The organism is Rhabdochromatium marinum (assembly GCF_016583795.1).
GTDB classification, from domain to species: domain Bacteria; phylum Pseudomonadota; class Gammaproteobacteria; order Chromatiales; family Chromatiaceae; genus Rhabdochromatium; species Rhabdochromatium marinum.
In genome coordinates, this window is sequence record NZ_NRRS01000103.1 from 1 (window position 1) to 12394 (window position 12394).

Annotated in this window: 8 protein-coding genes; all 8 read left to right on the forward strand. The window is 58.3% G+C overall.

What is annotated here, in order from left to right; all coding sequences use genetic code 11:
• The first annotated feature begins 165 nt into the window (after positions 1-165).
• The 8 genes from CKO36_RS17615 to CKO36_RS17650 all read left to right on the forward strand — a co-directional run bounded on the left by CKO36_RS17615 (position 166) and on the right by CKO36_RS17650 (position 11743).
• The gene (locus CKO36_RS17615) at positions 166-1146 is read left to right on the forward strand and encodes an IS481 family transposase (RefSeq protein ID WP_200286207.1); all 981 of its coding nucleotides are present in this window, start codon (positions 166-168) and stop codon (positions 1144-1146) included.
• A gap of 57 nt (positions 1147-1203) precedes the next feature.
• Entirely contained in the window at positions 1204-1989 is a 786-nt protein-coding gene (locus CKO36_RS17620; protein WP_200286209.1) for a hypothetical protein, read from the forward strand.
• 60 nt (positions 1990-2049) lie between these two features.
• Positions 2050-2835 (forward strand): hypothetical protein, encoded by a 786-nt coding sequence (locus tag CKO36_RS17625; protein WP_200286211.1) that lies wholly within the window; start codon positions 2050-2052, stop codon positions 2833-2835.
• Positions 2836-2843: 8 nt separating this feature from the next.
• Complete coding sequence (locus CKO36_RS17630) at positions 2844-6761, forward strand: DEAD/DEAH box helicase (protein WP_200286213.1); 3918 nt, start codon at positions 2844-2846, stop codon at positions 6759-6761.
• A gap of 782 nt (positions 6762-7543) precedes the next feature.
• A complete protein-coding gene (locus CKO36_RS17635) occupies positions 7544-7843 on the forward strand; it encodes an MBL fold metallo-hydrolase (protein WP_242469712.1) in 300 nt (99 codons plus the stop codon).
• Positions 7844-8041: 198 nt separating this feature from the next.
• Positions 8042-9856 (forward strand): indolepyruvate ferredoxin oxidoreductase subunit alpha, encoded by a 1815-nt coding sequence (gene iorA / locus CKO36_RS17640; RefSeq protein ID WP_200286215.1) that lies wholly within the window; start codon positions 8042-8044, stop codon positions 9854-9856.
• Positions 9853-10455: an indolepyruvate oxidoreductase subunit beta gene (locus CKO36_RS17645; RefSeq protein ID WP_242469713.1), complete on the forward strand. Its 603-nt coding sequence runs from the start codon at positions 9853-9855 to the stop codon at positions 10453-10455. The genes iorA and CKO36_RS17645 overlap by 4 nt, the downstream gene beginning before the upstream one ends.
• Before the next feature lie 40 nt (positions 10456-10495).
• Entirely contained in the window at positions 10496-11743 is a 1248-nt protein-coding gene (locus CKO36_RS17650) for an AMP-binding protein (RefSeq protein ID WP_200286217.1), read from the forward strand.
• Positions 11744-12394 lie beyond the last annotated feature (651 nt).

Here is a 12394-nt window from a genome sequence, read left to right on the forward strand (position 1 = left end):
TGTCCCGTCCCGGAAGATTATTTACCAAAGAGGAGCCATCCGTTATTCCTCGCGCGCGAGATGCTCGAAGCGCTCATCGCCGATCTCAAAGCGGATTGCTCAAGCGCTGAGCCATCCCAATGTCATGGACTCACCAGCAACGATCAAACCACGGAGGTCTGAACGATGCAGGTTCAACTTCATAAGAACGCCCGCACCACGCCGGCAGTGCGCGCTGAGCTGCAAGCCTCGACGCTCCCCAACAGCGCTCTGGCGCGCCAGTATGGCATCTCTGAACCCACGGTGGCGAAATGGCGCGGGCGTGAGTCCACCGCCGATGCCTCCCATCGCCCCAAGCGCCTGCAGACCAACCTGACCCCGGCGCAGGAGGCCATCGTGGTGGAGCTGCGCAAGACGCTGTTGTTGCCCCTCGATGACTTGCTGGCGGTGAGCCGTGAGTTCATCAGTGAGGCGGTCTCGCGCTCCGGCCTTGATCGCTGTCTGCGCCGTCATGGCGTCTCCAACCTCAAGGCACTGATGCCTGCCGAGGAGCGCCCCAAGGACACCGAGAAGAAGACCTTCAAGGACTATGAACCCGGCTTTGTCCATGTCGATATCAAGTATCTGCCGCAGATGCCCGATGAGGCCTCACGCCAGTATCTGTTCGTCGCCATCGACCGCGCCACCCGCTGGGTCTATGTCGAGATCCTTCCCACCAAGTCGGCCAAGCATGCACAAGCCTTTCTCAAGCATTTGATCGCCAATGCGCCTTTCCATATCACCAAGGTCCTCACCGACAACGGCAAGGAGTTTAGCGACCGCTTCTGCGCCACGGGACAGCGCGAGCCCACCGGTCAGCACGCCTTCGATAAGGTCTGTCGGCGCCATGGCATCGATCATCGCTTGACCAAGCCACGCCGCCCGCAAACCAACGGCATGGTGGAGCGCTTCAATGGGCGCATTGCCGAGGTGCTGCAAACTACCCGCTTTCGCTCCGGAGAACAGCTCTCGGAGACGCTCCATCGCTATGTCAGGCTCTATAATCAACACATCCCCCAACGCGCGCTCGGGCATGTCGCTCCCATTCAGGCATTGAAGCAATGGTATGAAAAGCAGCCGGATCTATTCGTAAAACGTCCTAACAATCTCCCGGGACTTGACAGCTAGGGCGCCTGATCTAGCGGGACTTCCCCCGTCGATTTCTTGCAGCAAAGCCGACCAGGGATGAAACAGATGCAACCCTCAACCACACTTTCTCGCTACTGGACTTGGCTCTCTGACGTCCATCCCGTCGACAACCCACTAAACTGGTGCCATACCACCGACGGTTATGGTCTGCGCTCAATGATCGAGAGCGGCACCATCAGGCCCAACAGATGCCCCGTTTTCAATGAGAATCTCATCTACGCATTCTATGGTAGACCCGCATATCGCTCACGCCATGATGGATCTATTGGTATATCGGCGCGCGCACCCGTAATTGTGATCTTCAGCCCAGACTTAGCTGTCCGTGGGACCCGCCTCTACCCTTTTGACACTGGTGCATTCGCCGCCGGGCGATACAAGCGACGGCTGCACTCAAGCACCACAGTCGCTGACTTCATGCTGCCTGCCACTACCGAGGCTGCTCGAAAGCACGTCTCCGCATTCTTCCATTCTAATGAAAACTATCTGAAAGCTTCCCCTGGGACGCCCGGCGTTGCGTTCCACGGCGAGTTCGAAGTCGAACAGCTCGTACACATCTTTTCTGACCTAGACACTAACGAAGCAGATGCACGGCGCCTCGCCATGGAGCTCCAAATCGATACCGCTATCCCGCTGGATCGAACTATCGTCGATTCGCTAGTGCTTCCCTCAGAGCTTCAAGATGCGCCTTGGCTCCAAGTCTTTCTCGGTGGCTTCGGAGCCGGGATCAGAATCGTTCCTTACGATCTTCAACCCAATCGACGTCTGGAAGAGTACCAAATGCTTCTCGAAGACTACGTTATCTCGCCACAGCTAACGGCATAGCGTCGTCGCCAGCGAGGATGAGTTGAGTTAGTTCCTTTTCTTCACGGTAACTTAAATGCCATGCGCACTTCCAACTCAATGAGGCTCGGCGGATTCGTACGAACCATTCCCGACTTGAGCACTTTCGTGCACCCGGTGTTTCTGGACGATGAGGGCTCTCCGATATTGCAACTGATCGAGAACGGAATTATAACGGCCTGGAAACGGTACCAACCGGATTCTACTTTGGAGTTTTTCAATTCCAATCTTACTGCCAAGCCGGGTGATCGCTCCATCTACGGCTTCGTTTTCACCGATGACAGTTTGGTGTTCGGCGAGAGGGCTCCGCTGGCAAAGGCGCTCGCCTCTGACAATCGCATCGGCATGTTGGCTGAACGCCAGCCGAACACATTCCGCATAGTAAGGCGCTTCATTGATGAGTCCTCTGCACATTTTTTCTCGCTGAACGGTTCCGAGTGTATTGAATACCCGACGACTCTTCCTTCGAGCGCGTTTGCCGTGATGCTACTAGACGCATTGAAAAAAGCCGGTAAGAACCTAGGGCATTTCATTTGCTTCCATGTACCCCTTACTCCGTTGGCACAGGCTTCATCGGGTATTCAGTCAGCGATACTTCGACTTAACGATACCGACGAGCTCGAATTACGTTGGGGGTACGGGAGCCTGAAGGCTATTCCTCGGCGTTCACGGGCTACGCCAGTACATTTGTCCGCTTTCAGCTATTCGACAGATCGCGGCGGAGTTAAATCGATTCTCGGTATGGACATCATAGAGCATGAAATTAGCATCCCGTTCGAGCCATCTGAACCATTCTTTTTCATGTTGAACAGCACCCTCAAAAGGTAGCGAAACAGATGAAGCTCGGATTCCCCGTCATCATTGGTGATACCAACGACGTTGTTATCGTTTGGCTATCAGCAACACCGTCGCATGTCCCCGGTTTGATCATCAGTAACACCCACCAAGGAGATCAGATACCGATAAAAGTATCTGCTTTCCCTGCGATGTACAAAGATCTAGTGTCCGACCTGCTACAATCCGGTTTGCAGGTGACACTGCACCTCGAAGGCACAGTCGACGCTCGGTCTATTTTGTTCCGGAATGAACAGTTAAATTTTGATGGGGACTCCGGGACTCTAGCTCTCTTCGTGCTGAATCAATTGCATGGTCTCCTCGCCGGTGTGGATGAAAAGGAACAGGCTCTGATCTCTGGCAGACTGCGTTTTGCAGAAGGAAGACAACCGAAGATTCTCCCACTCGGGCCAAACTGTCGCGGTCATACGCTTAAGAAAGCGGAATTCGCGGCCTCTCAAGGCATAAAACTCTGGCTGCATAAGGACGATGTTACCGACACGCTTAAGACGCCGCTTCACTTCGACGCGCACAACAGCTCCCCCGATTGGTTCCTAGCGGAATTCAAGAAAAGACATGGGCTGGACGTGGACGAGAACACTATAATCGCCGCCCAAGCTATTACTACCGACGCGTCCACCGAGCGCGATCTTTTTCGCCGAGCAATCGATCGGAGCGCTGTCAATGATCTCGATGAACTCCTAGACGACTACTTCGATCCGGTTCGACGTCCGGCTAGGGCGCTCCTCCCTATTCAGAACGCTGCGTTGTCAGAAGAACACGAAAAGAAAGTTTTTGCGCCGCTGAGTGAAGGAATGCCTGAACTCCGGCATTTGCTTATCAGCGGCCCCACGGGCTGTGGAAAAACAACCCTGCTCCAATCGCTAATCCTCAACGGTTTGCACAATCGAAGAGGCGGCGTGCTCTACCTAGGACCAACGCGAGCGCTTGTGGAGGAAGTCTACGAGACCATTACGCAGGAATTGGCCCCCCTTCTGCCGATACAAAACCGCGCTAAGGTAATACTGTCCACCGGCGATTACAGCAAAGACGATCCCATGATCGCTTCCGGTCGCTTTGGCTTGGCATGCATGGTCAACGAGAAAGCAAACGTGCTCTTCAGTGCGGATGATGCTCACGAACTCGAGAAGCATCTCTCCCTCGTGATAGTCGACGAGCTTCATATGCTGTCAGATCCCTCGCGTGGTGGCTTACTCGACCTTTTGATAACCAGTTTTGCCCGTTCTGCGCGCACTCGTTTCGAAAACGGGGAACTACCTTTGCAAATCGTTGGCGTGACGACAGAAACACTGTCTGAGCGCCTCTGTGAGATAGACACGTTTTGGCTCGACCGAGATGATGACTCGTCGAAACCCTGCGTTCTTCGGGCTACTGAGCGCCCGATACCAGTCTGGCATACAGTTGCCATCATCTACGAAAAGAATCCGCTGCAAGAGCCATACTGGGCCTTGAAGAAATTCATTGAGTTCAAATCTGACCTCGATAGAGCTAAATCCGACGATGATCTCCGCGAACTCCTAGGTCGCTTCAATGCGCATGGGGACGAGGTTAAGCATTATGAGGATCGAGAAATTGGCGACGGGATGCACCGATTCGACAACCAGTTGCTCGAACTCGTGCTCAGCAAGCTTAACGAGCATCGTAGCCTCGTCGTCTCGGTCAAATCCGTCGACAAAACCGAGAACTTTGCGAGCGCATTGCGAAAACGCATCCCAGACACTCTGTCGAGTGAACCGGTATCGGAGGCGTTTCTGGATACGCTGCGAGTTTCAGGCCTATCACATTCACGCATCGCAAGTATGGAGGCTTGGGCCAAGGTTGGCATCTACGTCCATAACGGACAATTGCCTCGACGACTTCGGGGCGCCATTGCACAAGTATTTCGTCAACAACTCAACGCCAATTCCCGTCGAAAGGTCCTGATAACAACCGAGACACTCACTTATGGCGTCAACTTGAGTGCGTCTTGCGTGATACTAACCACTTTAGATATGAGTCGTGACGATCCCGCAGATCCTTTTGCCATCCCGACTGACCAGCCGCTCGATCCGAACAACTATCACAATTTTCTTGGTCGCGCTGGCCGATTGGGATTTCAAACAAATGACATTGCCGAAGCAATTGTTTGTATCGGGCTTTCTGAGTTCTCGCAACCAAAGCATCGTCTCGGCTTCCTGAAGGATTACTATGGAATAAAACGTCCACCGAGATTCCTATCCTCAATCGTTCTATCCTCTGATTTGAGAAGAATTCGGCTGAACAAGAAAATGAAAGAGTACGTCGCAGCAGAATCGTTCGACCTCGCGGATTGCAGCTTTCCTTTGCTTCGAACCGTCCTCGATGCGAGCCGAAAGACCGGACAGGCAATGCTTTCGAATAGAATCATTGAATTTGTCCAGGAGACGGTTGGTTACCAATCGGCTAGTGAAAGCGATCAGAAAAAGATTGATGCCCTGTGCAAGTTGACGTTGAAAAAGGCCGCGCAGTTCAACGAAGGGGATATCAAAGTACTCGACGGTCTGGGCGGCTACTACAGGCTGCAGTCGGCCGGAGCCGCGCTAATCGACACTGGGACGAGCCTTCATGCCGTCAGTCCTGTTGCGAGTTGGATACTACTCCTGCACAAGCGAAATCTAACCCAAACGCGGGTTGAGGTTCTCATTCCGGGTTTTCTTTGCACCCCCGATTTTACCAAAATCTCTGGTGAGTTGATTCCTGAAGCGAGATACATGGACCAGGTCAGCAATGAGGTAATCGAAAAATGGACGGACACCGCGATCGCCGATTTGGACCAGGAATGGAATTTGATCGACCCTAACACCCGGGAAGCTCTGAAAACGGCGCTAATGGATTTCATAGAGTTTCCGAAGATGACAACCATATTCAGAGAACAACCGAATCGCTACCTCGCCTGTATCTCTATAATTAAGCTCCTTTCAATCACTTTGAAATGGCTGCGAGGCTCGTCAAACGAGGAAATGCTCTCCGTTGCCAAACGTAATATGGCAGAGCGACAACGCAAAGAATGGGGAACCAAGTATGCCGAGCGCCTAGAGAACCTTTGCCGTATGTGCTATCGGTTTTTTCAGAACGCAAGTGGTTATCTCACCGATGAACAACGTCGCCAGCTGCCCAAGTTAGCTTTGCGTCTGAAGCATGGTCTGCCATTCGATGCCCTACCGTACCTGAACGCACTTTCAATGGAAGGGGTGCTGCCGAGAAAGGCAGTCGTGAAGTTGTACGAAGCGGCACCCCATCCCTTCGCACTGCTTAGAGATAACACAGATATCAATAATCGGGTGAGATCCGTAATCGATGGTATTCCCGAAGCAAACGTCAAGGACGTCAGGCAAGTTAAAGCGATCGTGCGTGAGTCCTATCTGAACGGCTTGGAATCGTTTCTCGATACGATCAACCAAGGAGATGCGACGACTTTCGTTGAGCACGCTCGGGATACATTGAGAGTAAAAATAGATGTGCAATTCGCGCCGGACTGGAATCCTAAGAATCTGTTGGATTGCCCTTTGAACGAAAAAACCGACCGAAACCTCAGAGCGATATACAAATCAGGCATCTTGACGGTCGAGCAACGAAACGGCACGGCACAGATCAAATTCATCGTCGATGCACTGCTTCCGAATGTGATCCAACTTGTCGGTTGGCACCCCACTCATAATAATGGATACTGGACGATTACGCCTTGTGGGTACACCTTGTTGGTCTCCTTGCTACTACGAGGACTGGTCGATGTTGAAATGGTGCAGGACTTGATCGCGTCCAAAGAACCAGCACGGATCAACGTTAGCTGGGTCTCCGATCACTTGCTGGGTGGTGAGGACATCGCGAATCTTCGCAGTTTCAGAGAGTTTTTGCTTGCATTCGTTGAACCAGCGATATAACAGCGAGGGAATTCATTCGGCTTTGGCCAATTTAGGCCGTCGCCGCAAGCTGGTCGAGCAAACGATCCAGGCGTTTGGCAGAAATTAGGATCCGGTTGGGCTCTGAAATTGAGTCGCTGTAATTGTCCTCGGCCCAGAGGGTGCGACGCACTAGGGCCCAGGCATCCGATAAGGTGGCCTGAGGCTTGAGGTACCAGGTGGTGGAGGATGTCCGTATCACTAACCGTGACCTCCTCGCCATGATCGCGCACTTCGTCGACTCGGGTGCTCAGCTTGGCCAAGGCGGCACCCTTCTTGGACTTGGGGCCGCGTCGTCTGGGCGCGACTGGTTTGGGAAAGGCAAACAGACGGGCATCGAGACGCAGGCGGGTGAGAAAGGGCAACGCCCAGGGCACGGGAACCAGCCGCGCCATGCAGATCCACTGCACACCCAAGCAGGTCACCTCCTTGCTCCGGCTCGAGCGGACCGCATCGCGATACACCCCCTTTGCCCGTATGCGCGCGCCTTGGCGCCGCTCCAGCGTCTTGTCGACTGCGATCACCACCGGCCACTGCGGGGACAACCTCGCGATCAACAGACCCCAACAGAATCTGTGCGGCGCGGGGCGTCGACCAGCGCGCCCGGTTGAGAACCCGATGGTAACGCTCGAAACGCTGTTCCTCGCTCAGCCCCATCACCCGCAGCGTCTCTTTCACTTTTCGCGGTCATTAGGCTAGCAGCGTGCTGATCAACAGCACCTGAGTATGCATGCAGGTCGGATGCGGAGACCTCCGCAGGACTGGTGGTTCTGCTCGGCTGCGGACATTCGGGGCTGGTGAACACCCTGGACTGGATTCGGCAACAGCTGCCGTCTCGGCCGCTGCACGCGGTTATTGGCGGGATGCATCTGCTGCGCGCCGATCCGGAGCGGCTGAAATTCACCGCGGACACGCTCGCGGAGCGAGGGATCGCCTATCTGGCGCCCAACCACTGCACCGGACTGGAGGCGGTCTGCCAGCTGCGCCAGCGCTTCCCCTCCCAGTTCAGGGAATCGCCGGCAGGCACGGTGCATCGCTTCACCCCGGCGGACACTAGAGGCTGACACGGCTGGGTTCCCCGGTCGCAAGTCGCTTTCACCACTCCACGCCGGGCCGGCACAGAGGTATATACTAGCCAGCTTTGGCCTCGGCTCCACTCGGGGGGCGCCGGTCGGCTCGCGCGACGATCGGCGTTTCCTGGGGTCTTCATTCTACCGTTTTAGAGCCCCTGGGGGGCATGCTGCGTGGCAACAGAGTTTCTGATGGGTAACGAGGCGATCGCACTGGGTGCGATCGCCGCAGGTGTGGGCGTGGTTACCGGCTATCCGGGCACGCCTTCGAGTGAAATACTTCCAACCGTGGCCCAGCGCAATCCGGGCCGCATCCATGTCGAGTGGTCCACCAACGAGAAGGTGGCCCTGGAGGTGGCGGCCGGGGCGGCCTATGCCGGCGCGCGCACCCTGGTCACCATGAAGCAGGTCGGGCTGAACGTCGCCTCCGACCCCTTGATGAGCCTGGCCTACGTCGGCGTCAAGGGCGGCATGGTGATCGTCGTCGCCGACGATCCGGGGCCCATTTCGTCCCAGACCGAGCAGGACACCCGGACCTTCGGGCTCTTCTCCAAGCTGCCGGTCTTCGATCCGGCCTCGCCCGAGGAGGCCTACGCCATGATCGGGGATGCCTTCGCGCTCTCCGAACGCTACGGGACCCCGGTGCTGTTCCGTCCGACCACCCGGGTCTGTCACGGCAACGCCCCGGTCGAGGTCGGCGATCTGAGCGCGCCGCCCGCGCCCGACGGCTTCGTCAAGGATCCCAAGTGGGTCATTTTTCCCCGGCTCGCCTACCAGAGCCATCTGCGCATTGAGCAGCGCCTGCAGCAGATCGCCGATGAGTTCTCGGACTATCGCTTCAACGCGCTGAGCGGATCGGGCCGGATCGGCATCGCCACCCAGGGCATCAGCAGCGCCTACGTGGCCGATGCGCTCGCTGCGCTGGGCGACTCGATCCCCGAGCACCGGCGGCTGCGGGTCGCGACGCCGCATCCCTTCCCGCGCCGGCTGGCGCTCGCGTTTCTGGAGGGTCTTGACCAGGTGCTGGTGGTCGAGGAGCTGGATCCAGTCATTGAGCGCGAGCTGCTGCGTCTGGCCGGCGAATGCCATCTCCCGGTGACCGTGCTGGGCAAAGGCAGCGGTCACGTCCAGCAGGCTGGCGAGAACAGTGTCGATTCGGTGACGCGGGCGCTGGCCGGCTTCCTCGGTCTGGAGGTCGAGCCGGCCGCCGACTGTTCGGCAGGCGCAGGCGAGAGCGCCGAGCCGCCCGTGCGTCCGCCCGTGCTCTGTGCCGGCTGTCCGCACCGCGCCTCCTTCCTGGCAGTCAAGGAGGCGATGCGCAAACGTAAGGCGGTCTTCGGCGGCGACATCGGCTGCTACACCCTGGGCAACGCCAAGCCGCTTGACATGGTGGATACCTGTCTCTGCATGGGTGCCAGCGTTACGGTCGCCCAGGGGCTCCATGTGGTCGAGCCGGAGGCGGTGCATTTCGCCTTCATCGGCGATTCGACCTTCTTCCATACCGGTATTCCGGGCGTCATCAACGCCGTCTACAACCAGACCCCCATCGTGCTGGTGGTGCTGGACAACTCCACCACCGCCATGACCGGGCTGCAGCCGCATCCGGGGACGGGCGAGACCATGATGGGGGCGGTCGCCCAGCAGATCGACATCGCGACCGTACTGAGGGGACTCGGTGTCAGACACGTCGAGTCCTGCGATCCGCTCCAGCACGACGCGGCCAAGGCCGCCGTGCTGCGCGCGGTCGAGGCCACCGCCGAGGGCGTCTCGGCGCTCATTTTCGAGGCGCCCTGCATCCATGTCGCCTCGACTGGTCCCAGCTACGTTATCAACGAGGATGCCTGCAAGTGTCAGCTCTGCATCACCCGCCTGGGCTGTCCGGCCATCAGCCAGGTGGACGCCAAGATGCGGATCGATGACGACCTTTGCTACGGCTGCGATCTCTGCGCCCAGATGTGTCCCTTCGATGCCATCGAGCGGGTCGAGCCGACGGAGGGGAAAGCATGAGCATGGGGGCCAACACCAATATCATCATCGCCGGCGTCGGCGGACAGGGTACCGTGCTGGCCTCCAAGCTGGTGGCGCGCGCGGCCATGGACGCGGGACTGCGGGTCCGCACCTCCGAGACCATCGGCATGGCCCAGCGCGGCGGCTCCGTGGTCAGCCATGTGCGGGTCTCGGAAGCGCCCATCGCCTCGCCGCTGATGGCGCCGGGCATGGCGGACCTGCTAATCGGCTTCGAGCCTGGGGAGGCGGTGCGCAGCCTGGCCTTCCTGCGGCCGGGCGGTACCATCGTCACCAATGCGCAGCCGGTGGCGCCGGTCGCGGTCTCCCCGACCAGCGCGGCCTACAGCGGACCGGCGATGCTGGAACGGCTCGATGGCTGCGGCGCGCGTCTGGCCGTGATCGACGGCGCCGCCATCTGTGCCGAGATCGGCTCGCTGAAAGTGCTGAACGTGGCGCTGCTCGGCGCGGCGGCGGGGCTCGGCGCACTCGGCTTCAGTCTCGATCAGTTCGAGACTGCCATCCGCGAATCGGTGCGCGAGCGCTTCGTCGACATGAACCTCCGTGCCCTGCACGCCGGCGCCCGCAGCGCCTCGGCCTGAAATCCGGCACAGCCATCCACGCGAAACCGAGAACATCTACGTGAGCGAAGAATCCACTTTCAAGAAACCGGCCCAGCTCGATGCCATCCAGGGCCTGCTCCATTCCATCACCGAGCGCAGCCCCTTCTACCGCGACAAGTTCGCCGGCATCGATCTCGCCGGGATCCGCCGCTGGGAGGACTTCGAGCAGCTGCCCTTCAGCGAGAAGGCCGATCTGCGCGACGCCTATCCGCTCGGCCTGCAGGCGGTCCCGGACGAGGAGGTGGTGCGCATCCATTCCTCGTCGGGTACCACGGGCACCCCGGTCATCATTCCTTATACCCAGCAGGACGTGACGGACTGGGCCGAGATGTTCGCCCGCTGCTACACCATGGCCGGGGTCACCGTCACCGATCGGGTGCACGTGACCCCAGGCTACGGACTCTGGACGGCCGGGCTCGGCTTCCAGGCCGGCGCCGAGCGGGTCGGGGCCATGGTCATCCCCATCGGTCCGGGTAACACCGACCGTCAGTTCAGGATGATGATGGACCTCAAGAGCACGGTGCTCTGTGCGACCTCGTCCTATGCACTGCTGCTGGCCGAGGAGATCGACCGGCGCGGCATCGGCGATCGCATCCATCTGCGCAAGGGCATCATCGGCTCGGAGCGCTGGAGCGACAAGATGCGTCAGCGCATCGCCAGCGAGCTCGGCGTGCAGCTCTACGACATCTACGGCCTGACCGAAATCTACGGTCCCGGCATCGGCATCTCCTGCGATCACGAGTGCGGCATGCACTTCTGGGACGACTTCCTCTATTTCGAGGTTATCGATCAGCACACCGGCAAGGCGGTCCCCGAGGGCGAGGTCGGCGAGCTGGTCATCACCACATTGCGCAAACAGGGCGCGCCGCTTATTCGCTACCGCACCCACGACCTGACCCGCTTCATTCCGGGCGAGTGTCCCTGCGGCTCGCCCTTCCCGCGCATCGACGACATCCTCGGGCGCACCGACGACATGGTGAAGGTCAAGGGCGTCATCGTCTTCCCGGCGCTAATCGACGAGATCCTGCACCAGGTCGAAGGAGCGAGCAGCGAGTTCCAGATCATGATCGACCATCTCGAGGGCAAGGACGTCATGACCGTCTTCTTCGAGACCCTGCCGGGCGCCCATCTCGAAGGCGTCGAGGCCGAGGTGCGCCGTCTCTGCCGGGAGAAGATCGGACTCAGCGTGGTCCCCAAGGCAGTCGCCATCGGCGATCTGCCGCGCAGCGAGAAGAAGACCCCCAGGGTGTTCGACAACCGCTACTGATCCGGGTCGAGTCCGGCGGAGGCGCGAGCTTCCGTCACCTCGGCAGGATGCCCCTCGTGTCGATGAGTGCACTGTTAGCCTGGGAACGACCGGCCGCAGAGCTTGTTGATAGTTGATATGGTGTGAACGTGCTTTCGATGCCAAAGGAAGGTTATTTCAAATAGGGGTGAAAATTCGCAAAACATAGGGGCCGCAAGACCTAACTGCCCCTGGACCTCAACTCTACTCGCCAGCGGCAACTTGAATTCATCATGAATTCGCTATAGTTATTGCATGTCCGGCAGCAGGAATCCTTCGCTCGGATCTTCCGAGCCGCAGCTTTTCCCTCGACACGAGACGCACATGCAGCCGCCCCCATATCGGTACTCCGGCCTCCAGGTCCGTCAAGGAAAGCGGCGCCCATGCGCGCCCTAACACGCGCTTATCCGAGCTTCGTCAACGATTGCGGTCGCTCCATCCTGCACCTTGGGTAGTCCTCCCGGATCAGACTCGGGGGAGCCGCCGATCAGGGGCAGAGCCATGTCCTAAACCGCGCCTAACCTGGAATACGTAGTTTTTCTTCCTCTGGGTCGAGGGCGATCTTTACCCACAGGCGATCCGCTACTTCAAAGACGTTGCGGTTGATGTTCTTGGCGAATTGATGCACGCGCT

Excerpts from the sequence above, each read along its gene's own strand:
- CKO36_RS17645 (WP_242469713.1), top strand. The coding sequence starts at position 9,853 with ATGAGCATGGGGGCCAACACCAATATCATCATCGCCGGCGTCGGCGGA.
- CKO36_RS17620 (WP_200286209.1), top strand. The coding sequence starts at position 1,204 with ATGAAACAGATGCAACCCTCAACCACACTTTCTCGCTACTGGACTTGG.
- iorA (WP_200286215.1), top strand. The coding sequence starts at position 8,042 with ATGGGTAACGAGGCGATCGCACTGGGTGCGATCGCCGCAGGTGTGGGC.
- CKO36_RS17630 (WP_200286213.1), top strand. The coding sequence starts at position 2,844 with ATGAAGCTCGGATTCCCCGTCATCATTGGTGATACCAACGACGTTGTT.
- CKO36_RS17625 (WP_200286211.1), top strand. The coding sequence starts at position 2,050 with ATGCGCACTTCCAACTCAATGAGGCTCGGCGGATTCGTACGAACCATT.
- CKO36_RS17615 (WP_200286207.1), top strand. The coding sequence starts at position 166 with ATGCAGGTTCAACTTCATAAGAACGCCCGCACCACGCCGGCAGTGCGC.